This is a genomic window from Streptomyces sp. NPDC087859 (assembly GCF_044742595.1).
Classification (GTDB): Bacteria; Actinomycetota; Actinomycetes; order Streptomycetales; family Streptomycetaceae; genus Streptomyces; species Streptomyces canus_F.
In genome coordinates this window covers 1-23,279 of record NZ_JBIUUU010000005.1, presented here as the reverse complement: position 1 = coordinate 23,279, position 23,279 = coordinate 1, and the positions used below count along the sequence as shown (strand labels likewise).

18 protein-coding genes and 1 pseudogene are annotated in these 23,279 nt (G+C 68.6%); 7 read left to right on the top strand and 12 right to left on the bottom strand.

What is annotated here, in order from left to right; all coding sequences use genetic code 11:
• Nucleotides 1-74 precede the first annotated feature (74 nt).
• From ACIOHP_RS12900 to ACIOHP_RS12890, 3 genes are all read right to left on the bottom strand, one after another.
• Complete coding sequence (locus ACIOHP_RS12900; protein WP_401886478.1) at nucleotides 75-863, bottom strand: leucyl/phenylalanyl-tRNA--protein transferase; 789 nt, start codon at nucleotides 861-863, stop codon at nucleotides 75-77.
• The gene (locus ACIOHP_RS12895) at nucleotides 860-4,135 is read right to left on the bottom strand and encodes an amino acid adenylation domain-containing protein (protein WP_401886475.1); all 3,276 of its coding nucleotides are present in this window, start codon (nucleotides 4,133-4,135) and stop codon (nucleotides 860-862) included. Before ACIOHP_RS12895 ends, ACIOHP_RS12900 begins: the two co-directional genes overlap by 4 nt.
• Before the next feature lie 70 nt (nucleotides 4,136-4,205).
• Nucleotides 4,206-7,382 (bottom strand): putative bifunctional diguanylate cyclase/phosphodiesterase, encoded by a 3,177-nt coding sequence (locus tag ACIOHP_RS12890; RefSeq protein WP_401886472.1) that lies wholly within the window; start codon nucleotides 7,380-7,382, stop codon nucleotides 4,206-4,208.
• Between the two features lie 689 nt (nucleotides 7,383-8,071).
• On the opposite strand from ACIOHP_RS12890, the gene ACIOHP_RS12885 reads away from it, so the two are divergent.
• Together ACIOHP_RS12885 and ACIOHP_RS12880 are read left to right on the top strand one after the other, a co-directional pair.
• Nucleotides 8,072-8,749, top strand: coding sequence for a hypothetical protein (locus tag ACIOHP_RS12885; protein ID WP_401886469.1), 678 nt, complete (start codon nucleotides 8,072-8,074; stop codon nucleotides 8,747-8,749).
• 728 nt (nucleotides 8,750-9,477) lie between these two features.
• Nucleotides 9,478-9,822 carry a DUF6234 family protein gene (locus tag ACIOHP_RS12880; RefSeq protein WP_401886466.1) on the top strand — a complete coding sequence of 115 codons (345 nt, stop codon included), beginning with the start codon at nucleotides 9,478-9,480 and terminating at the stop codon, nucleotides 9,820-9,822.
• A gap of 112 nt (nucleotides 9,823-9,934) precedes the next feature.
• Here the strand turns inward: ACIOHP_RS12880 and ACIOHP_RS12875 are convergent, their stop codons facing one another.
• Entirely contained in the window at nucleotides 9,935-10,900 is a 966-nt protein-coding gene (locus ACIOHP_RS12875; protein WP_401886461.1) for a helix-turn-helix transcriptional regulator, read from the bottom strand.
• Nucleotides 10,901-11,031: 131 nt separating this feature from the next.
• On the opposite strand from ACIOHP_RS12875, the gene ACIOHP_RS12870 reads away from it, so the two are divergent.
• The gene (locus tag ACIOHP_RS12870; RefSeq protein ID WP_401886459.1) at nucleotides 11,032-12,348 is read left to right on the top strand and encodes an FAD-binding oxidoreductase; all 1,317 of its coding nucleotides are present in this window, start codon (nucleotides 11,032-11,034) and stop codon (nucleotides 12,346-12,348) included.
• Nucleotides 12,349-12,537: 189 nt separating this feature from the next.
• Here ACIOHP_RS12870 and ACIOHP_RS12865 read toward each other — a convergent pair whose 3' ends face one another.
• Both ACIOHP_RS12865 and ACIOHP_RS12860 read right to left on the bottom strand, forming a co-directional pair.
• Nucleotides 12,538-14,022, bottom strand: coding sequence for a M48 family metalloprotease (locus ACIOHP_RS12865; protein ID WP_401886455.1), 1,485 nt, complete (start codon nucleotides 14,020-14,022; stop codon nucleotides 12,538-12,540).
• The gene (locus tag ACIOHP_RS12860; RefSeq protein WP_401886451.1) at nucleotides 14,019-14,519 is read right to left on the bottom strand and encodes a hypothetical protein; all 501 of its coding nucleotides are present in this window, start codon (nucleotides 14,517-14,519) and stop codon (nucleotides 14,019-14,021) included. Before ACIOHP_RS12860 ends, ACIOHP_RS12865 begins: the two co-directional genes overlap by 4 nt.
• A 320-nt stretch (nucleotides 14,520-14,839) precedes the next feature.
• Here ACIOHP_RS12860 and ACIOHP_RS12855 point away from each other — a divergent pair, with 320 nt between their 5' ends.
• On the top strand, nucleotides 14,840-15,325 hold the full coding sequence (locus ACIOHP_RS12855) for a hypothetical protein (RefSeq protein WP_401886448.1): 486 nt from the start codon (nucleotides 14,840-14,842) through the stop codon (nucleotides 15,323-15,325).
• Between the two features lie 64 nt (nucleotides 15,326-15,389).
• Here ACIOHP_RS12855 and ACIOHP_RS12850 read toward each other — a convergent pair whose 3' ends face one another.
• Complete coding sequence (locus tag ACIOHP_RS12850; RefSeq protein ID WP_401886445.1) at nucleotides 15,390-15,926, bottom strand: dihydrofolate reductase family protein; 537 nt, start codon at nucleotides 15,924-15,926, stop codon at nucleotides 15,390-15,392.
• 294 nt (nucleotides 15,927-16,220) lie between these two features.
• On the opposite strand from ACIOHP_RS12850, the pseudogene ACIOHP_RS12845 reads away from it, so the two are divergent.
• A pseudogene (locus ACIOHP_RS12845) lies at nucleotides 16,221-16,560 on the top strand (glyoxalase).
• Here ACIOHP_RS12845 and ACIOHP_RS12840 read toward each other — a convergent pair.
• The gene (locus ACIOHP_RS12840; protein ID WP_401886443.1) at nucleotides 16,551-16,682 is read right to left on the bottom strand and encodes a hypothetical protein; all 132 of its coding nucleotides are present in this window, start codon (nucleotides 16,680-16,682) and stop codon (nucleotides 16,551-16,553) included. The pseudogene ACIOHP_RS12845 and the gene ACIOHP_RS12840 sit on opposite strands and share 10 nt — an antisense overlap.
• A 228-nt stretch (nucleotides 16,683-16,910) precedes the next feature.
• Between ACIOHP_RS12840 and ACIOHP_RS12835 the strand changes: the two genes are divergently transcribed.
• Both ACIOHP_RS12835 and ACIOHP_RS12830 read left to right on the top strand, forming a co-directional pair.
• Entirely contained in the window at nucleotides 16,911-17,363 is a 453-nt protein-coding gene (locus ACIOHP_RS12835; RefSeq protein ID WP_401886440.1) for a DUF6325 family protein, read from the top strand.
• Nucleotides 17,364-17,398: 35 nt separating this feature from the next.
• Nucleotides 17,399-17,689, top strand: a complete 291-nt coding sequence (locus ACIOHP_RS12830) for an SHOCT domain-containing protein (protein WP_401886438.1) — start codon at nucleotides 17,399-17,401, stop codon at nucleotides 17,687-17,689.
• Between the two features lie 42 nt (nucleotides 17,690-17,731).
• Here the strand turns inward: ACIOHP_RS12830 and ACIOHP_RS12825 are convergent, their stop codons facing one another.
• From ACIOHP_RS12825 to ACIOHP_RS12810, 4 genes are all read right to left on the bottom strand, one after another.
• Complete coding sequence (locus ACIOHP_RS12825; RefSeq protein WP_401886435.1) at nucleotides 17,732-19,033, bottom strand: chloride channel protein; 1,302 nt, start codon at nucleotides 19,031-19,033, stop codon at nucleotides 17,732-17,734.
• A 65-nt stretch (nucleotides 19,034-19,098) separates the two neighbouring features.
• A complete protein-coding gene (locus ACIOHP_RS12820) occupies nucleotides 19,099-19,671 on the bottom strand; it encodes a potassium channel family protein (RefSeq protein WP_401886432.1) in 573 nt (190 codons plus the stop codon).
• Complete coding sequence (locus ACIOHP_RS12815) at nucleotides 19,668-21,032, bottom strand: hypothetical protein (protein WP_401886429.1); 1,365 nt, start codon at nucleotides 21,030-21,032, stop codon at nucleotides 19,668-19,670. Before ACIOHP_RS12815 ends, ACIOHP_RS12820 begins: the two co-directional genes overlap by 4 nt.
• Nucleotides 21,033-21,771: 739 nt before the next feature.
• Entirely contained in the window at nucleotides 21,772-23,064 is a 1,293-nt protein-coding gene (locus tag ACIOHP_RS12810; protein ID WP_401886426.1) for a DUF2254 domain-containing protein, read from the bottom strand.
• Between the last annotated feature and the right edge of the window lie 215 nt (nucleotides 23,065-23,279).

The window sequence follows — 23,279 nt, the reverse complement described above, 5'->3', positions numbered from 1 at the left end:
CCGCTCGGTTCGCAGCGACCCGGTCACACGGCGCGCGGCGACGCGTGGAGCGGCGAGCAGGGCGACGAACGCGATCAGCGCGATGCCGTCGGCTGGGCCAGGCGGCGGGCGGGCAGGGTGGCGGTGGGCATCGGGAGGCTGTCGCGCGCGGTGCGGCGGAGGTGTCGTACGTACTGCTCTCGGGGTACGAGAATGCCGCCGAGGTCGCGGACGTGCAGGCTTTCCCGCTGTGCGTCGAGAAGCTCGCCGCCGGCCTGGGCGAAGCGCGCCGCGAGGTCGGTCACCGCGACCTTCGAGGCACCGGGACGGTGGAAGAACATCGAGTCCATGCTGAAGACCGATCCGACCCGCAGGCCGAAGACGCCGCCGATCAGATCGCCGTCCTCCCACACCTCGACGCTGTGCGCATGACCCAGATCGTGCAGGCGGACCAGGCTTGCGATCAGCTCGTCGGTGAGCCACCGGGGGACGCGGCCGGCGCGGCATTCGCGGACGACCGCCTCGAACCGCCGGTCCAGGCTGGTCGACCACGGCAGCCGGTTGCGCAGCCGCCGGGCCAGGCTCCGACTGAGGTGTGTGGCCGAGACGGGCAGCACCGGCCTGGGGTCGGGCGACCACCAGGAGACGGCGTAGAGATCGGCCGATTCCTCGCCCACGAGCCGGATGCGGCCTTCCCGGACCTGATCGGCGAAGACCACCTCGTTCACGGCGCGGGTGTACTCGTCGGCTGCCGGGAACGGATAGACCCCGGCCCTGTACGCCGCCAGGAGGCCGGCGGGGCTGAGGTCGGCGCCGAAGGCCACCGGTCCGTCGGGCGCCGCTGCCAGTACGTCCAGTTCCTCCCAGCGAAGGCATCGGCTCACCACTGTGTCGCTTCCTGCCCTTGGCTCTTCACCGACCGGAAGGTGTCGGCCTGCTGGAGGAAGTCGATGTGGCGGTCCATCATTTCCGCGTCCACCGGCGCAATGTCGATCCCGGCGTCCACCAGGGCCCGTTCCGCGTTGCCGCGGGTGAACTCCGTGAAAACGCCCTGGAAGTACATCTCGCTCACGGTGATGTCGGCGCGCGCACAGCGGTCGACGAAGAGCGGGACGAACGGGGTGATCGGGTCGGTGGGGTGCCCGGCCGCGTACTTCACCAGAGCGGCGACCCACTCGGCGTACGGGATCTCCTGGATCGGGTATCCCCGCCGGCGCAGGCGCTCGGCGAGCGAGTTCAGCAGCGTGGGACGGGGGTTGGTCAGGTGGTAGACCTCGCCGCCGGCAGAGTGGCGGGTGGAGATGTGTCCGATGGCGCGGGCGAGGCGGTCGGCCGGCAGGAAGTCCAGCGCCAGCCGGGCGTCCGGGCACAGCCCGGTCCGCGCGATGAAACCGAAGAGGGCGGCCAGCTCGCTGCTGGTGTTCATCACGCCGGTTCCGTCGCGGCCCGTGATGTCCATCAGGCGGTAGACGGCGACCGGCAGGCCCGCGTCGGACGCCTTCCTCAGCAGGGCTTCGCCGACCCATTTGGTCTCCACGTATCCCACCGACAGATACTCGGGGAAGCGCAGCGGCGTGCCCTCCGTCACCTCGCGCACCCCGGCCGGCCCGAATCCGGCGAGCACCGCCATGCTGGAGGTGAAGTGGACCGGGACGGCCCGGCCGGCGGCGAGGCGGATGATCTCGTATGTTCCGTCGACGTTGACCGCGCGCAACTCGTGGTACGGGTAGATGAAGTTGACCTGGCCGCCGAGGTGGTAGACGGCGTCGATGGTCGATCCCAGCTCCTCGAAGCGGCTTGGGGACAGCCCCAGTCCGGGCCGGCCCAGGTCTCCGACGACCGGCTGGACGCGCTCGCTGGACAGATCGGTGTGGGTGTACCGCTGGTGGCTCGCGCGGATCCGCTCCATGCCGCGCTGGTCGTCGGAGGCCCTGACCAGGCAGAGGACCCGCCCCGTCGTCCTGCGCAACAGCTCGTCGATCATGTACGCGCCGCAGAACCCCGTCGCCCCGGTGAGGAGGACGTCGCCGGGGCGCCGGGGGTCCGGAGCCGACGCGTCACGGCCCACTGCCGGCATGTGCCTATCGGTCTCGGCGGCGAAGTCGACGCTCCCACCGTCCGGGTGGGCCAGCGTGCCGGCGCGTGCCTGGCGTACGGACTCCGCGAACGCGGCGAGCGTCGGATACCGCAGCAGCGAACGGGTCAGGTCGCGGATCTGTGTGACGCCGATGCCGAACACGACGCGGGTCCGCGCGAGCATCTCCATGGCGAGGAGCGAGTTGCCGCCCAGCTCGAAGAAGTCGTCGTGCGGACGGACATAGTCCACGTCCAGGATCTGGCCCCACAACTGGGCCATCCCCTGCAGCACCGGACGGTCGACGGTACCGGTCGTCTGCGCCGCGGTCGCGGGTTCCGGCACGGCCCTGCGGTCGAGTTTTCCGCCGGGTGTGACCGGCAACCGCTCCACCGCGTGGAAGGCCGCCGGGATCATGTGGCCCGGCAGGACCTCGGCGAGTGCCGACCGCAGCCGTGCGCGCAGCACCTTCTCTCCGCCGGCCGGCGGAGAGGTCGGCGTGACGTACGCGATGAGGTCCCGGTCGCCGCCCGCGCGGCTCCGGGCCACCACCATCGCCTGCCCGATCTCCGGGTGGGAGACGAGCGCGGCCTCGACCTCGGCCGGGTCGACCCGGAACCCGCGGATCTTCATCTGGTCGTCGACCCGGCCCAGGACTTCCAGGTTGCCGTCCGAGCGTCGGCGGCCCAGATCCCCGGTGCGATACATCCGGTCCCCGGGCGCCGAGCCGTCCGGGTCGGGCAGGAACTGCTGTGCGGTCAGAGCGGGTTGCCGCCAGATACCGCGTGCCAGCGCCGGGCCGCCGATGTAGATCTGACCGCGCTCGCCCGGCGGCACCGGGCGCAATTCGGCGTCGAGCACGTGGACGTGACTCCCCTCCAGGGGCCCGCCGATCGGGGCGACGGCGGTGTCCGGCGCGGCGAGCACTTCCTCGTTCAGGTCGCAGAGCGTGGAGGTGATGGTGGTCTCGGTGAGTCCGTAGGCGTTGACGAGCCGCGCCCCGGGGATCCGGTGCAGAATGGCGCGGCAGCTCTTCGTGGTGACGATCTCGCCGCCGACGATGACGAGCCTCAGCGACGCGAGGCTCTCGGCGCGGTCCGGGACGGAGACGATCCGATGCCAGTAGGCGGGGGTCAGGTCGGCAACGGTGATCCCGTACTCCGGGAGGCGGTGCAGCAGGTCGGTGGGCGCCCACGTATGCGTTCCCGCGGGGACGAGTGTCGCGCCGCTGATCAGCGTGGCGAAGATCTGCTCCAGTGAGGTGTCGAAGCCGAGCGCCGCAGCGTGCAGCACCCGGTCACCGGGCCTCAGTGCGTATGCCCGGGCCACCGCGGTGAGGGAGTGGGCCAGCGACCGGTGCGTGATCATCACTCCATTGGGAGGTCCGGTGGATCCGGAGGTGTAGATCACGTAGGCGAGGTCGTCCAACCGTGGGCAGAGGGCCGGCTGTGGTCCCTCCGGAAGCGTCTGCGCGGCCGGTTCCCCGGTGTGGATGATCCGCGCCTCGCACTCGGCGAACATCGGGGCGTACTCACGGCTCGAGACGATGAGGCGTGAACCGCTCTCCCCCACCAGTCCGGCCAGCCGTTGCCGCGGAGTCGCCGGGTCGAGGGGCAGGAACGCTCCGCCGGAGCTCAGCACCGCCAGCAGCGCAACAACCAGGTCGGGCCCGCGGTCGAGGCACACCGTGACGACGCGCTCCGTGTCGGCACCCGACTCCCGCAGCCGGTGGGCAAGCCGGTCCGCGCGGCCGGTCAGCTCGGCGTAGCTGAGCCGGCCCTCGTCCGAGAGCACCGCGAGAGCGGACGGCTCACGCCGCGCCCGCTCCCGGACCAACTCGGGCACGGTGCCCTGCTCGGGTCCCGGGGATCGCCCCTCGGTGCGGGCGCTCGCAGGCCGCATGTCGGTCCACAGGCGGTCCACCAGACTCCCGCACCACGCGGCGGACTCCGGTCCGCCGACCCGACGCCACCCGGCCGGAATCCGATGGTCGGCAGGCCAGATGGCGTACTGCTCCTCGTCGTTGCGCAGCACGACGCGCGGCGCAGCCGCCTCTACCGACAGGTCATCACGTTCCGTCACTCGGACCTCCTGCCTCGCGCGGCGTCCTGCGGAGTACGACCTGCCCCCGCGCGGGAGAGGGCCACCGCCCTCACCGCTTCCTTTCCGCGGGCGCCCCGGGCGATCCGGCCAGGCGGCCGAGCGGCGGCGCGAGGACGAGGCGCTCCGCCTCCTCGGCGCTGACCGGCTCGGCGAAGAGATACCCCTGGCCGAGCCAGCAGCCCATGGAGATCAGCAACTCCTGCTGCCTCACGTCCTCCACTCCTTCGGCGATCACCGTGAGGCCGAGGGTGTCGGCGAGATGCGTGATGCCCTCGACCAGGGCGTACTGCTCCGACGAGCGCCCGAGTTGGTCCACGAACGACTTGTCGATCTTGAGTATCGAGATCGGGAACTCACGGAGATAGCTCAGCGACGAGTAGCCCGTGCCGAAATCGTCGATCGCGAAGCGGATCCCGAGGTCGGTGAGCGCCCTCATCTCAGCCAGGATGCGCTCGTCGTTGTACATCAGCACACTCTCGGTCAGTTCCAGTACGAGAGACGATGGTTCGATGCCGGAGAGTTGCAGGGCACGCCGCACCACGTTGTGGAACTCGTCGTCCCGGAACTGACGCGGCGACACATTCACGCTGACGTACGGTGCGTTGCGGTCGGCCGTCCCGGCGCGCAGCACAGTGTCCTCCCACCGGACCGCCTCGTCCGCGGCCTGGTCGAGCACCCAGGCGCCGAGCGGGACGATCTGCCCGCTCTCCTCGGCCAGCGTGATGAACTCCTCCGGCAACACCATGCCGCGCGTGGAGTGGGGCCAGCGAACCAGCGCCTCAAAGCCGGCGATCTGCCCGCTGGTCAGCTCCACGATGGGCTGGTAGAGCACCATGAACGACGTCTCGATCGACGAACTGTCCAGACCCTCCTGCAACTTGGCACGCTCGGCCATGCCGCTCTGCAGCTCCGGGTGATAGCTGCGCCACTGGCGCTTGCCCGCCGTCTTCGCCGCGTACAGGGCGAGATCGGCGTGCGTCAGCAGTTCGACCGAGTCGATGCTGTCCTCTGTCGTCGCGACGCCGACGCTGGCGTACATGCTCATCGGCCCCACACTGAGCCGGAACGGCTCGGCGAACACGGACATCACGTGTTCGGTGAACCGCTCCACACCCGCCGGCGTAACGGAACCCTCTACCAGGAGGGCGAACTCGTCGCCGCCGATGCGCGCGGCGGTGTCGGAGGCACGGACAGTGGTCTGCAGTCGGAGTGACAGCGCGACCAGGAGTTCGTCGCCCACACCGTGGCCGTGTATGTCGTTGACGACCTTGAAGTCGTCCACGTCGACAAAGAGCACGCCGACCACCGTGCCCTCGCGCTGAGCCTGCACCAGGGCGTGGTTGATCCGCTCCTGGAAGAGCACGCGGTTGGCCAGACCGGTGAGCGAGTCATGGAACGCCTGGTAAGTGAGTGCGCGTTCGAGCTTGCGCTGTTCGGTCACGTCCCGCAGGGTGAGCACCACCCCACCGACCGTGGCCTCCGCGCGCAGGTCGCTCCACCTCACCTCGACCTCGATGGTCGCCCGGTCGGTGCGGACCATGCGCCAGTGCGCGCGCCTGGTCTGGTACTCACGGCTCCGTATCCGCTCGAGCGTCTCGGCCACCGCGCGGCTGTCCTGCGGCGGCACCAGCTCGATCAGCTGGGTACCCTCCAGGTTCGGAATGCCCAGCATCTGGTCGGCGGAGGGACTGGCATAACGGACCCGGTCGTCGTCGAGGATCAGGATGACGTCGGAGGCGTTCTGCACCAGCGTGCGGAAGTACACCTCGCTGTTGCGCCGGTTGACCTCCTGGGCGAGTGTGACTCGCGCCGTGGCAAGTGCCGTCTGCGCGGCGAGCGTCGCCAGCGTGTCTCGGAGCACGAGCAGGTCGTGCTCGTTCCCGGCCACGATCAGCGCCCCGACCAGCGGGGCGCCCGAGGGATGATCCTGCGAGGCGAGCGGGCAGACCAGCGCGTGGCCGGTGCGGGAAAGCACCTCGTCCGAGCCCGTGATGTGGGCGGCGAGATCGGGCCCTGCACCATCGAGGGGCACCAGGCGGCTCTCGCCGGACGCGATCAGTTCCCGTACGGCGGCGGTCGCCCGCGCGGACAGGGGCCCGCGTGCGCCGCCGTGCGCCCTGCTCATCCAGAGCATGTTGTCCGGCACGGTGAGCAGCGCGGAACGCTGTGGGCCGTTCGGCATCAGCTCTGTCACCGCGGACTGGACGGCTGCGGCCAGATCTCGCAGATCGCCCGCTCCGCCCAGCGACGACACCGCGTTACGCAGGACCTTCTCCCGGCCGACTGCCCGCTGGTGGGTCGCCACCACGCCCGCCAGGCGGTAGAGCACGAGGAGGAACAGCACCGCGGAGAACGCCCCGATGACGCCGACGTCGGAACTCACACCGCGCACCCCCTCCGTCAGGAGGATGACCGGCGCAATCAACGACGCCAGGGCGAGCAGGCTCACCCGCCCCATGCCGGTCTCGGCGCGCCACGCGACCGGATGGGTCAGCGACCGCATGGTCGGATCGAGAGCGGCGGCCGCCCAGGCGCCGTACAGAACGGCCCAGCCGAGATCGACCGCGCTACCAGTGCGCCAGGTCCCGTTCAGTTGAATCAGGCCGTAAGCCACGTCGGCGGTGAGCAGGCCGACCGTGCCCGCGGTGAGCAACATGAGCGAGCGGCTCTTGCCGCCGGGGCCGGCGAGCAGGCGCAGCAGCATCGCCAGTACGAGGATGTCGCCGAGCGGATAGGCGATGGAGAACGCCTTCTGCACCCAGGTGAGGCCCTCGACGCGGGCATACGGATCAATGAGGAAGAGCCATGACAGCAGCGCCAGGCCGGCTGTCAGCGTCAGCGCGTCGACGAGGCTCGCCCGGTCGCGCCAACCCGTACGCCAGTGGGCAAAGCTCAGCAGCCCGGCCGCATAGAGCGGATATGCCGCGAGATAGAAGCCGTCGGCGATCGAAGGAAACGGGATATCATCCTGGAGCAACTCGATGAGAATGATCTGCGTGGCCTGGCCCGAGACGAAAGCCAAGTTTCCCGCGGCGAGCAACAGCCAGGGGAGCCTGTGCGCCGGGCGGTTGAGCAAGACACCAAGGACAATACCGAAAACGCCGGTCGCCCCAACGGCAACGAAGATCATCCGTTGTGCCGGGAATATATAGTAGAACGCCGTCAATACGACGATGCATGTGCTGACAGCAGCCATCGCCGCCTGGCTTCGCAGTCGCACGTTCATCCCAACTAACCTCCGGAGAGGGCTACTTGTCGGGCGGACCAAGCCGGGCGACTGGCACCGGGAAGCGGAGAAGCCCACGAGATCGGGATGGCAAAGGAGAACTCTCCGGGCCGGGACTCGGCCGGTTCACCTATGAACACGATCGCCGGTATACGCATTCTCCGGTATACACGGCCGCCGTCATTGCGGGCTCCTTCTCGCTAAGACATCGACGTGCCTTGTATCCAGCTTACCCGGATCGCCATGTGCCGCACGCGCACGGACGGACACCGCGTCGCGTCCCTGGATACCGCGCCATGCGCGAAAATGGACTACAAGGAGGACGCAGTATCCGGGTCTGCCCTTCTCCGCTGCGGGCTTCATCGCACACCTTCCGCTGTCGATGATCGGCGCCGGCATCACGCTGCCGCAGCTCGGCGGTGAGTACGGCCTCGCCGGCTCGGCTCCGCCAGACAAGCGCGCCGCTACGCTGCACACCGCGGCGGCGGCAACTGGGCATGCCCTGCATGGGGGACTGCCCATCGACGAGTTGTCGTAGGTGACGATGATCAAGGTGAGCAGCGTGACCCCGCTGCCGGCGAGTGTCAGTGCCGTCTCCATCGGCTCAGTGTGTCCAGGGTGAAACCGCTCAGCTTGAGTCTGGCTGCTGTTGTGGCGCCGGGCATGAGGGTTTGAGGCACACTCTGGGTGTGTCCTCCACCAGATCACTTGCGGGTGTCGATGAGATACACGCCTATCTCGTCGACCAGTTGAACTCTGCCCTGCGCCGTCCCGGCATGTTCTCGCAGCGTGACGAGGCCCTGCGGATGCTGATCGATCACCTGCTGTTCGTGGAACGCCAGCCCGAGGTATGGGCTCAAGAGCAGCGCGCCTGGGCACGTCGAGGGGCCGGGACCAGCACCGGTCTGGCAGGCATGTTCCAGGAGTTGATGCCGGGAGGCTACGACCAGCACTGCGTCGCCTCGGTCTACGCCGAATTCGCGCACCGCCGCGGCTGGCTCAGGCCCGATCGCCTTCTGTCGGCCGGTGAGCATCACGCTCTGCGGGCGAAAGTGCGCCCGTGGGCGCAGACGGACCGCTCATGGACGGACGTCACCTCCGAGTTCGGCCCCCCGTCCATCCTGTGCGGAGGGACCAGCCCGCTGTACAGCAAGACGCTGGGCTACCTCGGAGAGAACCCCGACGAACCCATGGTGTTCTTCCACCTCTGGAATGGCAGCACTCCGGCACCCGAGTCCACATGGCCCGAACTCGACGAACCTGTTCTGCTTGCTGTCCGCTTCGCAGACGTGCCCTTTGACAATGCCTTCACCTTCACTCCCGAGGGACAACGAAGGCGCCCTGAGCCGGACTCGCTCTGCCGCTGAGCACCGGAGAGGAACCATCAAGGGCAAACCACTCCGAAAGCGCCACCGAGAGGGCAGGTCATGTCCCGCGGGGGAACAGCTAGTGAGGTGAGGATGCGCACGCGCCTGGCCGACAGCACCTTCGCCCCGTCGCCTCGGCAACACCTCCCTACCTAGTTGGTGCCTACGTCCAGCTGTCGAGTGCCAAGCACTGATAGCCGGCTGCCGTCCGTCCGGTGTTCAGCCTTCAGCGCGAGGTCCCCCGGCGTGGTCACCAGCCCATCCGCACACAACAGCGCATCGGTCAGCTCGAACAACCTGTCCCCGCACACGGTCAGGCAGGCGAAGACGTCCTCCCGGCAGCGTGACGCCACCGCGAACGGCTCCCGGTCGGCATCGTGATGAGCAGAGTCATTCCCCCACGGCCTTCGTACTGGCCGAGTGCCTCTTTGGCCGAAGCACAGGATCAGACGGAGGCCGCGTTCACGTTCCCGCAACCCTCGTACGCGCGGGTGCGATCCCTTGGCAGTTCGAGGGCGGGGGGACGCCCTGCGGGGTGCTCAGCTCGGCCACGACTAGGTCTCGTCCTGGTGAACCGTGATGCAGCGCACGGAGTGACGTACGAGCGTGTGACCATGCCCTTCGAGCCGAGTTCGCACATACCGCGCTTGCCGGGGAACGATTGCAGCCCGGGAAAGCCTTCAGACTCGCGAGGCGACGGGTTCGCGGGTGGCTGCATAAGCCTGATCGTGCTGCTCATCGAAATCCCGGTCGCCATCCTGCTGGGGCTGTCGCTGGCCATCCGTGGATGGGGCCGCCCAGAGGAGCAAAGCGGGGCACCCACGATGGACTGGGTCCCGGTCCTCTGGCTCGGCGGGTTCACCCTGGGCGTGCTCATGGTCGCCCTGGTGTTCCTGCTCTCGGCACACACCTACGCGGGAGCGGTTCAACTGCTCATAGCGGCCATAGCGCTGATCTTCACGATGACGGTCTGGCACAAGGTGGATGAGCGCGCCCATCCATCTCCGTTGCCAACGTGCCCGACAAGGGCCGGGACGCCCTGTACGTCATCGGACTCCGCAACCGACCGATAGGGCCAACAGCTGGACTCCGCAGTCCAGGGCAGACGGCTACTACAGCTTCCTCCGGCCGGCGTCCGCACGTAGGTCAACCGATCGCCCAGTCGAGAGGCCCTGCTGTTGCGGGTCAGGAGGTTGGTGACGGCGCATAGTGGTGGGCAAGACCGGTGGCGAGGTCGCGAAGGTGAGCCCTGGCTTCGGTGGGGCCGTGCACCGTGATGGCGCTCCCGAACGGCAGGAGTGCTCGCACGTCCTCCAGATGCAGGAAGCGAATTGTCGCCTTGCGGCCGGTGGCGGATTCTTCATGGCCCTCCCAGACGAGTCGTAGGCCAAAGATCCGTTGCGCTCGCTCCATCTGGGTCAGGTCGATGGTGGCGCTGACCTCTATCACGTGGTTGTGTTCCCACTCATCAACGAGCGCCGCAGCGACGGTGGCCAGGGTCTGGCTCTCGCGGATCCGGCGAGGCTGGTCGACTTCTTTCCACGTCGTGATCCGTTCGAGTCGGTACATCCGTGGCACCCGGGCACAGTCGGCGACGAGGTACCAGATGCCGGCCTTGGCCAACAGCCCGTAGGGATCCACCACCAGGTCGCGTGGGCATGACTCGCGTGGGCTGTCGTACTCGATCCGTAGTCGGCGACCTCGCCGCACTGCGCCGATCAGCGAAGCCGGAGTCGTGTCGAAAGCTCGTGCCTGATGCCAGGGACGGCTGTCCACGTGCACGACGTCGGTGAGCGGCAGGAGCTCATGACCTCGACGTGACGGTGTACCGGCGATCTTGGAAAGCGCGCGCCCGCTTTCGGCCGATGCGTCGAGCTCCGCGCGTTGCCTCTCGTCCAGCCCGGTGAGCGACAGATGATCACGCTCGCCCGGTGTGAGCCGCGTGAGGTCGAGTCCGGATCCGGGCAGCAGGGTCACGCCTCCGAGGCGGCCCCGTTGTGCCGTCACCGGCAGACCGGCGTCGCGGAGCCAGTTCAGATCCCGGGTGATGGTTCGAAGGGACACCCCGAGCGCTGAGGCAAGTTCCTGTGTGGTCACGGCATCCCTCGAATTGAGGAGCAGCATCAGGCTGAAGAAGCGGTCTGGGGTCACACACCGATCTTTTCAAGGAATGGCGACACGATGCGGCGCATATCCCGGTCAGGCTGGTGGATGCGTACCTACGAGCTGCCTGTTCGCCGTGGCTGCGCGCACGCACCCCCCGATCCAGAAAGACGCCCACGATGAGTGCCCACACGACCGACGCCGAATCACCGGTGACGTACCCCCCAGGATCTGCCGAGTACGACGAGCACCGTGCCGGCTTCCAGCTGCGGGAGCAACATCAGCCAGCCCACGTGGTGGCCGCACGGGCCGCCGGCGACGTCGTGGCGGCCGTCCGGCACGCCGCGGAGTCAGGTATGCCGATCGCGGTCCAGGCCACGGGACATGGGCTCGCCAACCCGCTCGCCGGTGAAGGTGTATTGGTGTCGACGCGAAGGATGGACAGTGTCGATGTCGACCCCGGTGCCGGCACCGCCCGGGTAGGCGCCGGAGCACGGTGGGGCGACGTGATCGAGGCCGCCGCACGCTACGGTCTGGCACCGCTGTCCGGGAGCATGCCCGGTGTCGGCGCTGTCTCCTACACGCTCGGCGGCGGCATCGGGCTGATGGCTCGCCGCTACGGCTTCGCCGCGGACCATGTCACGCGCTTGGAGCTGGTCACCGTCGACGGCTCCCTGCTGACGGTTTCGGAACACGAGGAGCCGGACCTGTTCTGGGCGCTCCGCGGCGGTGGCGGAAGCTTCGGCATCGTGACCGCGCTGGAGATGGCTTTGATGCCGGTCGCCAGGCTGGTCGGGGGCGGTCTGATGTTCGACCTGGGCGAAACACCGGACGTGGTCTCAACCTGGCTGCGTTGGACGGCGGCAATGCCCTCGGAGATGACCTCGGCGATGACCACGCTTGAAGTATCCAAGCGGCACATGGCCCATATCCAGATCGCCTACCTGGGTTCAGCTGCGGAGGCAGACGAGTTGGTGGCCCCGTTGCGGGCGTTGAAACCTGCGTACGACGGTCTGCAGGAGATCCCTTACCGGCGGTCCGACACCGTCTTCAGCGAACCGAATCAGCCGCATGCGTATGTCGCCGACAATGTCTTGTTGCGGGCGATCGACGAGGAACGCCTCCGCGACGCCATCGCCCTGTCGGCGCCAGGCCGGTCGGTTCGCTCCATCATTTCGGTTCGTCATCTCGGTGGGGCGCTGTCCACTCCGCCGAGGGTGCCGAACGCAGTCAGCCACCGCGAGGCCAGGTACCTGCTGTGTGTGGTATCCCCGACAACCAAGTCGAACGCGGCAAGTGCGCGGGCGCTGCAGGACGAACTGTTGGCCACCTGGTCCGGGACCGCCGTAGGCAGCTCGCCGAACTTCACTCTCGGACGACCTGACCAACGCGCCGCCGCAGAACTGTTCGATGCCGAGCACCGCGACCGATTGCTCCAGCTGGCCCGTAAGTACGACCCCGCCGGACTGTTGCACCCCAGCTTCGTCATCGGCTGAGCACCCCCTACGAGGCTTGGCAAACCACCGGAGCGAGCGAAACCCAGCAGCTGTCTCACGCGGGCCGGTGTCTGCTCGACGGCGGTGTCTGCGAACCTGCAGCGCGCCGTTCGTCGGTGCGACTGAATCGAACGTCGTTCGTTGCGGTCCGCTCTCATCCTCGCGAAGCACCCCGTAAGGAAGACGATGTCACGGCATGGATACCTTGCCGTACCCGGCAGCCCATGGAATCAGGACGAACAGCGAGAATCCGACCAGGGCCGACGTGATCACCAGGAGGCAGCGTGACAGTACGCCCGTCTTGCGGGGAGCGGGCCGGACGAGGCGCCAGAGCGTCGCGGCGACGTGCGGCCAGCCGACGAGAGTGAGGCAGCACAGGATGTGCAGTGTGGGCGGCCAGGGCAGGACGGGTGCGACGGGAACGACAAGTTCGTCATGTGTCTCGCCGTACGGGTCCAAAGGGGTGAGGTGGCTGCCTAGATGGACGGCCACCGCGAGCACGAGGGTGTGCTTGAGCAGGAGTGTCACAGAGCGTCCAAGGGCCCGGTGGCTATGTCGTCCCTCGCGCCACAGGCCGACGGCCGTGAACGTCCCGAGCGGCGCTCCGACAAGGGCAGCTGCGACGAACAGCGTTTGGTTCGACGCGGGATCGAATGCGAACAGGTTGCTGAGGGCGCCGGCAGTCATCACCCATGAGGCCCCGGCCAGGAGGCCCCCGATCACCAGGTACAGCGAGGGGAAGCGGAGCAGCGAACCTGGTTCGACCAGGTGACCCATCCGCGTGCGAGGCGAGGGATGCCAGTCCCACCATGTGGCCAGGGAGTTGGAGCGGCCACGTCCGGTCCCGGTGGGTGCCCGCTCGGCACGCTCGAGCGTCAGGCGCAGTTCCGCCGGTCGGTACCGGGCAGCGCGCTGGTCGGCGTAGCTCTCCCGTGCGCGCAGGAGTTCACGGCAGACGACCTCGATGACCAGGGTGAACACGGCGACGGCCGTGATGCCGTAGAAGAGGCCTGTTGCTGTGTGGCTGCCCTGGTCGAGCAGCAGGACGAAGCCGAGGAAGGCTCCTTTTACCGCGTTGTCGAGTCTGAGGCCGACGACCGTGTTGAGCAGGAACACGTCCCGATTGCGCAGGTGCGCGAGTTCGTGGCTGACGATCGCGGAGAAGACCTCGGATGCGGTCCGGTCCTTTCGGTCACCCAGCGCGAGTAGAGCAGGCCCGATCGCCAAGTACGGCCGCCACAGGGGGAATCCCACGAGTCCACCGGCGAACGCCTGATCGCCCAGTCGGGGAGCCAGGGCGATCCGAGGTCGCCGTTTGAGGCCGATCTCGGACACCAACTGCTCGATGCGCTCAGCGGCGAGCGGATGACGTGTTCTGTCCAGCGCGCGGCGTCCCCTGTTGCGCCACTTTCTCGCGACGAGTTCGGTTCCGAACGCCAGCAGCCCCAGCAGCCAGCCGATATTCCCGTAAGCGACTTGAGTCCCGGGGATGACCGACTGGCCGCCGCTCCCCGCGTATCTGACGGCGAACCCCGTGATGTTCACGCCGTGGGCGAAGATGGCAAGGACGAGCAGGAGAAAGAGAAGACCTGTGTTGCGCGAGTGGGCGAATACATCGATGCCGCGCGGAGCAACCTCCTCGGGACGTGTACTGGTCGGTCCCGTAGTCGTCATGCGCCGTCTCTCAGAGTCAAGCAGGCGACGATGCCGTCCGCGACTGTCTTGGCCTGCTCCCCGGGCAGCAGGCGGCCTGCTTCCGTGAGCGCGTCGGCGTGGATCGTGGCCAACTGCTGTGCGGTGAAGGCACCGGGAGTGATCCCGGATTCGGACGGAACGGGCCGTCCGAACAGCCTGCGTGCGAGACGGCTCACCGACCGTTCGGTGACCCGCGTGAGTGGCACGGTGACGCCCTCGGTCAGCGCAGCCCCCAACGCGACGCAGACGTAGAGCGCGGCCGGGGCCACGACGTCCACAAGCTCGATGCCGCTTCCGCAGGCGATGTCCCGGGAGGGCCTGCCGCCGTCGCGCAGGCGGGAGCGGGCCTGCCGCAGGTGTACGGAGAGGTCCGGCTCGAATGCGGCAACCTCCTCCGGAGCTACCGTACGCAGCACCCGGAGTGCGAACTCCGACATGCCGATCACCCCGGAGTCGCCGGATCGATCGTCTCTCAAACCTACGCTCCGTTTCCTGGACGGCCAGCACCTGATGCGGCCCCGTGGCAGAGGCGCCCTGGCTCACCACCCGCGGCCCACTCTTGTCGAGGCGTGAGTCCCCCGGGCGTGATGAGAGTTGTTGATCGCCCAGGGAGCGGAAGTGCGCCTCTTGGGACGGCTTCCGGCCAAGACGAGATCGCACCTGATTCCCGCCCAAGGCAGGGGCCGCGGTCGCGACGAGGTGGAAACTCCGCGCGTGCGAAGGGCCGGTCGGGCCGCAGCCGGGCGCCGATCTCCTCGTCGAACAGTGCGAGGAAGCCCCCGACGGCGGCACTGCTATGGCACGATCCGGTTCGTCCCGTGCCCTGCCGCAGGCCCGACGGAGTGTTGCTCTCCATGTCGGCAGCGCCATCAGCCAGACCGAGGGGTACGCCGTGTACGACAACTATCCGAGCTTCCCCGGGTTCGAGAACGTCTGCCTGGAGGACAGCTACGTACTGGGCATCACGGTCCAGCCGGCTGTCCTGCTCCTCAAACTCGATCTGCTGCTGTTGCCGGGGCACCCGCACCACCGGGCTCCCTTGCCGGGAGAGCGTGCCTGCTTCCGGCAGGCCACGGTCACCTTCTCATCCGTGCGTGACCTGCACTGGACGGGCCAGGGTGTCATCAAGCCTGCCGTGGACGCGAGTGGCACTGTCGACTTCGGATCCGTCGACTCGCTGACCAGAGACGACACCCACTACCAACTGCTGGGCGACTGGGGCGAGATCAACCTGGAGTCGGACACACCCTCCTTGTCCATCGATCCCACCCTCTTCACCTGATCCAAGCCAAAACCGCCCGGGGCGCTCTCGCGGCAGACCAGAGGCAATGCCGTTGCGACCGCGTCTACTTGCGCACGTGGAAGCGCAGCATGGTGACCCCGCCCGACTGGACGTTGCTGAACGGTTCCAGGTCAATCCGGTCGAGCCCTGGCGGCGCGAAGCGGACGCCGTCGCCCAGCAGCACCGGCAGCACGTACACCAGGATCTCGTCGACCAGGCCGCGCTGCAGGCACTGGGCGGCCACGTCGGCGCCGAGGATCTCCAGGTTCTTGTCACCCGCGGCGCGACGTGCCGTGGCCACGGCTTCCTCGATGTCGCAGGTGAGGAAGGTGACGTTGGGGTCCGGCTCGTCGGGCGGGCGGTGGGTGAGGACGAACTGCGCCCCGCCGTCGTAGTCGCTGTTCTCGACGGACATCCGCTTGCCGACCTCGTACGTGCCCCGGCCAATAAGCATGGCGCCCGTGGCCGCCATGACCTCCGGGAACGTCGCCGACGTCATGTGCTCGAAGATCCAGTCCATCGCGTGGCCGGGACCGGCGATGAACCCATCGAGGGACATCACCCTGTTCACGACCACCTTGCCGGTACTCGCATCCGTCATGCGTCTTCTCCAAGCAGGTGGAGGGCCGGACTCGCATCATAGGTCGGTGAGCAAGATCGTCTCCGGCACTGCTGACCCTGCAGGACCAGAACATCATGGGGCGCGGCGGCATCGGGTTCGACCTGGCGGAGTTCGACTGGGGTACGACGGAGCGAGAACGCGCCCGCGCGAAGGACTTCGCGCTGCGTGTCACAGCACTCGCGGCGAGCGGACATCGCTGGAGCGAACTGGGCTACCACCTCCCCCGCGTGCATGACTACCTGCACCGCTTCACGACCTTGTTTGGAGTCGTCGATGGCCGTTCGCCGTGTCGTACCCAACATCCAGTCGGAGGCCGCGCAGGAGAGCGGAGAGTTCTATGGCCTGCTGGGCTTCGAGGAGGTCATGAACCACGGTTGGATCATGACGCTCGCGTCCCCGTCCAGCCCGACAGCGCAGATCAGCGTCATGACCAGCGACAAGACTGCGCCTGTCGCCCCCGACATGAGTGTCGAGGTGGACGACGTGGATGCGGCCTGTGCGGTCATGCGGCGCGGAGATCGTTCACTCCTTGCGGGACGAGGAGTGGGGCGTGCGGCGGTTCTTCGTCCGTGACCCCAGCGGACGGGTGGTCAACGTGCTGGGTCACCGCTGAGGGGTCGGGTCGAGGGCGGTGCTCTGCGCGACGCCGCCCGGCTGCACACCGGACACTTCACCACCGCCGTCTCCCGGCTCGGTGACGCTTCCGCCGCGGTACGCCTCGGTGACGAGCGTCAATACGAACTCCGCACGCCACCAGTGGCGGGAAGCGAGGTATCCCGACTTCACCCGCTCGGGACAGGCCCGGCTCTCCGCCGGACCCGTCAGCGGTTCACTGGCCCACGGCCGCCCGAAGGTGCGTGCGAGGTCCTGCGGTGTTGGAATTGAAGGCGGAAATGAGCACGATCGGCGGGGCTCGGCTGTCGCGCCGATGGAGTCAGCAGGCTGCCAGGCGAGGAGTTCGGTATGAGCGTCGACGCATTGTCCGAGGTGGGACCTGTCGATTACCTGATCCTGGAATTCCCCGGTAACCGCATGACCGGCGAAGGCCTGCCGATCCTGCTCGACCTCGTCGATCGGCACATCATCCGTGTCCTCGACCTGTCCTTCGTCCGCAAGGACGAGGACGGCTCGGTCAGAGCGCTCCAGCTCACCGACCTGGACGGAGACGGGGAACTCGACCTGGCCGTGTTCGAGGGCGCCTCCTCCGGCCTGCTCGGCGAGGACGACCTCCAGGAGGCCGCCGCCGTCCTCGAACCGGGCAACTCCGCGGGCGTCATCGTGTACGAGAACGTGTGGGCGGCACCGCTGGCAGCGGCCCTGCGGCGCGGCGGAGCCAGGATGGTGGCCAACGGCAGGATCCCGGTCGAGGACCTCCTGGCGACTCTGGAAGCCACCGAGGCCCGATCCGCCTCCTAGCGGCCCACGCCCGCCCGACGACAAGGACACCTGTCATGCCTGGTCTGCTTCGCGGGGTCGCCCGCACCGCCGTCATCTCCGGTACCGCCACCGCCGTCTCCAACCGGGTGTCACGACGCCAGGCCGGCCGCTGGGCGCAGCAGGACAGCGCGCCGGCCGCCGCTGCGCCGGCCTCCAGTGCTCCGGCACCCGCACCCGAGCCGGCGGCCGCGGCGTCGATGGATACGAAGATCTCCCAGTTGAAGGAGCTCTCCCAGCTCAAGGAGCAAGGGGTGCTCTCCGAGGCTGAGTTCGCGGCCCAGAAGAGCCGCATCCTCGCACTCTGAACCGGACGCACCTCCTCCGCGTCCCCGTCGAAGGCCCTGACGCTACGCGCTGCCCGCCGCCTTCTCACCTGGGCGGCGTGTAGCGGCAGACGGCCCTTTCGGGAGCAACTCGGCGGTGACGAAGGACGTCACGGACGCCAGGATCACCACGGGGATCGTCTCGGAGTTGCCGAGCACCAGGACCACCAGGGCCACGCTGCTGACCGGAAGCCGCAGGGTGGCTGCCGACGCCGCGGCCATGCCGACAGCGACACCGGGGATCACCCCGAGGCCCGGCAACGGCGCGAGCAGCACTCCTGCCGCCGCGCCCAAAAAGAGCGCGGGAAAGACCAGGCCACCGCGGAGACTCCCCAGACACAGGGCGTACGCGGCGGATTTGAACAGCAGGACGGCCAGCAGTGCGCCGACGCCCCAGGCATGGGGATCGGCCGCGAGTCCGGCCAGCGTGGCCTGTCCGGACGAGGCGACCTCGACCGGGGTGCGGCCCGTGATGACCGCGTAGAGGGCGGCGCAGCCCCCGGCGGCGACCGCGCAGGTCACCGTCCGGACCAACGGGGAGCCCGCCACGAAAGCGGCGGTCAGCCGACCACCGATGAGCACCAGGTGCAGCAGCGCACCGACGCCTGCCGCCAGCACGATCGACCACACCACATCACCGGTGTCCAGACGCGGGGGCGACGTGGGGAAATGGACGGTGAGACTGCCGGTCTCAAGTCCCGTCCAGCGTCCGAAGCCCGTGAACACCACGCCTCCGACACCGCTCGACAACAGTGCGGGAAGCATGACGATGAACAGTCGTGGACCGCCCACGCCCGCCACTTCGATCAGAAGGACCGCGGCGATGAGCGGATTGCCGAAGATGGCGGCAATGGCTGCCGCCGCGCCTGCCGAGTACAGCAGCGCGGTGCTCTGCGGGGTGGCGGGGGCACGGACGAGATGCCGGAACAGCATGGCCAGACCGGCACCGAGGGCGATCAGGGGCGCCTCCGGGCCAAGGACGGCACCGAGCGGCAGGCTCGCGGCCGCAGCGATGATCACTCCTGGCAGCGCCGCCGCCGAGGCGCCACCCGCCTTCAGGCCGTACGCGGGGACGTGACCGCCCGCGCCGGGCAGGTGGGTCGCCACCGGCCCCACGACGAGCCCGGCGACGGCGAGCAGCGGCAGCGGCCACCAGGCCGGCGGGGTGTCCCAGCCCCAGGCCTTCGGCAGGTCCGCCCAGATCGCGTGCTCCAGCTCGTGCAGGCCGACGAGGAACCCGAAGGCCGCCAGGGAGATCGGAATGCCGATCAGCGCGCTGAAGATCAGGAGCTTGCGGTATGCGGGCGTACGCAGTAGGTCGCGCAATCGGTCGGCTTCGGAAGATTCAGTAGATTCGGCGGATTCGGGGGATTCGGAACCAGGGTCGGGAGTCAAGGTGCACGCTCCTCCGGCGCGGGTGAGGACTGACGTCGCTCCAGGCCGAGCCGGACCGCCCCGACCATGACCTTCGCGATCATGCCGACGAGGATGAGGTCGGCCACCATCTGGCATGTGGTCAGGACTCGGGCTGTTTGCGAGACGGGCACGATGTCGCCGAAGCCGACGGTCGCGAAGACCGTCACCGTGAAGTACAGGGCGTCGTTCCTGCTGAGCGGTTCCGAGAAGGTGTGCGCTCCTTGCTCTTGGGCGTACAGGAAGTAGGTGGCCGAGAACAACAGCAGAAAGAGCGGAACGGCAGTGGTCAGCGCCTCGATGGCGCGGAGCCGGGGATGCGGCGAACCGATGATGCTCACCGCTTGCAGGGCAAGCAGTGCGCCGATGCCCAGCAGGCCCATGCCGAGCACCGTGGCGGTGTGCTGGTCGAAATCACGGTCCATGGGGAGCAGGTAGTAGGCCATGGTGGTGACTGCCACCGCGGCCGTGGAACGCAGGAGCGGCAGGAGCAGGCGCACGCGGGGCGGGCGCAGCCGGCGGACCTGGTCGCTCTCCTGTGGCGTGCTCATGAGGGCTGCGGTTCCTTCTCGCCGGCGTCCCGCCTGGTCCCGTCCGCCGTGTCGTCGGCCTCGTCGAGGAACTCGCGCACGGCGAAGGCGGCCAGGACCGCGAACACGATCCACAGCACGACCACCGTGCTCGGATACGACCAGGTGACGAGGACGATCAGCGCGATCAGGAGGATCAGCCCGCCGAGCCAGCGCTTGTGGCGATGGACGAAGCGGCCCGTCGCGCCGAGCCGCAGGCCCGCCGAGCCGGCGACTCCGCGCATGGAGGCGATGCCGCTGGCGCACGCATGCCGGATCGTGACCGCCGCGCGCGAAGGCCCGGTCAGGAAGGCACCGCAGGCTGTCACCAGGGCGACGGCGGCAACCGCACGCACGGTGGACCGCAGGAACCTGACGAGCGCGTCGAACACGGCGGCCGCCGCGTCCTGCGACATCTCGGCCGGCAGACGGTCGAGGTAGATACCGCGGAAGACGGTCAGGCTCACTCCGAGAACCAGCATGCCGAAGGCCACGGCAAGCGCCGCCGCCATCAGGACACGCCGCCGGTGAGCCGCCAGGAAGACCGCTGCGGCGGCGATCAGCACGGTGATCACCGGAAGCCACGAGCCGACGATCTGCAGAATCCGGGTGTACGTCTTGACCTTGGCGAGCTCCTGCGAGGAGAAGACGACGAAGTCGCTGTGCACTTGCGGGATGCGCCCGGCGCGGGAGAACCCGGATTTCACCAGTTCGTTCTTGGCCCGCTCCACGATGGGGCCGACGTCGATGGCCACCTGATCGTCCTTCAGGGTGACGGCGCCGCCGCCTTTGCCCGTGAGCGCCTTGTCCAAGGACCGGTGTGCGACGCGGTTGGCGTCCGTCCACAGCGTTTCGAAGGCGGAACTCGACACGAGCCGCTGGACCGTGGTACTCACCAACGCCTTGAGACCGTTCTCGATGGGTCCGTCCAGCTCGCCGATCAGTTTCGCGGCGGCGGGACGGGTCCCTTCCTCCTGGACTGCTGTGGAGAGCTCCGCCACCAGGGCCTTCACGTCGATCTGCTCGAGGATCACCGTCGTGGCGCGATTGGTCACCGCCGTCTGCACCGCCGGGTCCGCGGCGAGCGGCGCGACGGTGTCGACGTATCGGTCGGTGTCCTCGACCATGCTGTTGGCCCACACCGCGAGGACCGACAGCACGGACAGCAGCGCGGCCAGGACCACCAGCACGGCGGACAGAAACGAGCGCCAGCGATGCCGGCGCGGTCTTCCGCCGCCCTCCAGCTCCGCGATCCGGCGCTGCAGATCCGCCAACTCGTCCCTCTGCGCGTCCGGAGAGGGCGAGCCGGGTGAAGGATCCGGCCGGCTGGGCTGAGCTTCCATACGGATCTCCTGCAAGGAACTTCGAAGGTGACCTAGAGCGACGGAGCAACCGCCACCAGTCCAGCAAAGGCGCTCCGACCAGGTCCCGCGACCGGAGCCACGCCGCACGCCGCGCGCTTGCGGCACGCCCTGACAGGGCCGCCGTCCTCGCTCCGCCGAAGGACGGGGCCGGGATTCGCGCGGCCGGATAGGGCTGGTCGGATGAACGTCACGCTCTGATCCGTTTCGGCCGAGCAGTGACGCGGCCTGACGAGGGTGGCGGACCTCTTCGGCCTTGCGCGGATACGCGTTGCAGCCGACGCGGGCGCACGGGGTTCGGCGCCGTCGGCCATGGAGTCGCCCGTCGGGGTCACGATGGCTACGCCGCCGGTGCGGAGCATCGGTCGTCGCGTCGGGCCGGTCGCAGCAGCCCCGCTCGCGGATGGCAGCCTCCCCGATCACGCCGGCGCCGAGGGCCCGCCGGTCCGGTTCTCGCGGTCCAGGGGGGGCCGGGCCGTACCCCTTCACCCGCGCGCCCGCGGCGGCTGGCTCGCGGCTCTGCAAGCGGCAGGCCACAGCGGCTGCTCCAGGACAGCGATGCGTCCGGTGACCGGGACGGCCATCCAGGATTCGGCGTTGGCCCGTATCTCTGCCGCGTCGGCCGAGGAATGGCTGAGTCCGTCCCAAGGGCGCACGCGCTCGGCTGCACACCCACGAGGCCCGGGGCCCGTCGATCCCGTCGGGATCGCCTTCGAACCCCCTACTTCTGCGAGGGGTAGCGCCCGCCGATGCCCTGTCGGTCGGCCTGCTCGGCGACAGCGCGTCGGGCCGCGTCGGGAAACTCCCGCTCGACCGACTCCTGGAGCAGACTCAACTCGGCTCGCACGGAGGGATGCTGCTCTGGCGGAAGGGTATCGAGCAGGCCGTCGAGCAACGCGCGGAGCCGACGGCAGATCTGCACCGACGACGCTCCGTAGTCGCGGATCTCGCAGAGGGCGAGCTGAAGGTAGCTTTCCCAGTCCCGCCCGAGCAGGACGAGCCGGGGATGCCCCTGGCGGTCGGCCAGAACATAGCGACCGGGCAGGGGCGCTCGGCACACCATGTGCAGGAACGACTCGATGTAGTTGAGCACCTGCACCGCGGTCGTGGGGTCGTTCACCGCGGGGGAAAGCGCCCTGATCGCGATGTCGACGAGGACCCTGAGGGCGAAGGCGGGGTCCTGCTCGATCGTCCGCTCGGCCCCGAGGGCGACAAGACCGGTCACCCGATCCGGATCGGGTCGCGACGTGCCGCCGTAAACCTCCACGAGAACCGCACCAGGCGGCGCGAAGTCTCCGATCAGCCGGGTGACGACGAAGACGCAGTCATGACGCGCCGCCTCGGCGACCAGCCCGGCCACATCGAAGGACTGGATGGCGCCGCCACGTTCGGAACAGATCCGCATCACCGGAGTCCCGGACGGCACGTCCTCGTTCGAGTTCGGCGCCGCGCCACGGATCTCCACGGCACCACGGCGGAAAACGGCTCGCCCCATGCGGGCGACCAGGTCGGCGATGGCCACCGGTCTCAGACGGTGCGTGAACCGGTTCAGGTAGACGAGCAGGAGCACCAGGCTGATGGCCACCGCTCCGCCGGCCAGGGTGACCCCTAGGTCGGGCACGGAGTCGTCCTCGATGCTGCGCAGCAGGGAGAAGGCGAACGCGAACGTCCCGGTGAAGGTCGCCAACACCGCCTTCTGCAGACGGTCGCGATACCACAGGCGCATATAGCGAGGCGAGAGTGTCCCGGTGGCCTGCTGGACGACGAGGACGCCGATGGTGACGACGAACCCCAGCAACGCCACCATCGCCCCGACAATGGCGGTGAGCACGCCGCTCGCCGTAGTCGCGGAATAGTGCCAGCCGCTGGGCGGCCATCCCGTTCCGTCGGCAGCAACGGCCCATTCGGCGAGAGTGCCGCCCAGGACGAGACCGAGCAGCGGCACGATCCACAGGCTTGACTTGATGTACTGCCGCACCCTGAATCTGGTCGCCCAGGACGCCACGATCTTCACCTCACGCCCCTTTGCCGGAGGAGCCCAGTACTGATGGGCGCGCGGAGCGCCTGGCTGCGTCTGCGGGACCGCTGTCTCTCACGGTAGGGCCGTTCTCCGGGGAGTGCAGCGGCCGCGCCCTGGCGCAGCCCCGGCACATACCACGGCCGGTAGGCGCGACACCACAGGCCGAAGCATAACGAAGGCAACCGATACACCCACGCGCTGCGGAAACC

Excerpts from the sequence above, each read along its gene's own strand:
- ACIOHP_RS12830 (WP_401886438.1), top strand. The coding sequence starts at position 17,399 with ATGCCTGGTCTGCTTCGCGGGGTCGCCCGCACCGCCGTCATCTCCGGT.
- ACIOHP_RS12815 (WP_401886429.1), bottom strand. The coding sequence starts at position 21,032 with ATGGAAGCTCAGCCCAGCCGGCCGGATCCTTCACCCGGCTCGCCCTCT.
- ACIOHP_RS12855 (WP_401886448.1), top strand. The coding sequence starts at position 14,840 with ATGGCACGATCCGGTTCGTCCCGTGCCCTGCCGCAGGCCCGACGGAGT.
- ACIOHP_RS12850 (WP_401886445.1), bottom strand. The coding sequence starts at position 15,926 with ATGACGGATGCGAGTACCGGCAAGGTGGTCGTGAACAGGGTGATGTCC.
- ACIOHP_RS12820 (WP_401886432.1), bottom strand. The coding sequence starts at position 19,671 with ATGAGCACGCCACAGGAGAGCGACCAGGTCCGCCGGCTGCGCCCGCCC.
- ACIOHP_RS12835 (WP_401886440.1), top strand. The coding sequence starts at position 16,911 with ATGAGCGTCGACGCATTGTCCGAGGTGGGACCTGTCGATTACCTGATC.
- ACIOHP_RS12865 (WP_401886455.1), bottom strand. The coding sequence starts at position 14,022 with ATGACGACTACGGGACCGACCAGTACACGTCCCGAGGAGGTTGCTCCG.
- ACIOHP_RS12890 (WP_401886472.1), bottom strand. The coding sequence starts at position 7,382 with ATGAACGTGCGACTGCGAAGCCAGGCGGCGATGGCTGCTGTCAGCACA.
- ACIOHP_RS12870 (WP_401886459.1), top strand. The coding sequence starts at position 11,032 with ATGAGTGCCCACACGACCGACGCCGAATCACCGGTGACGTACCCCCCA.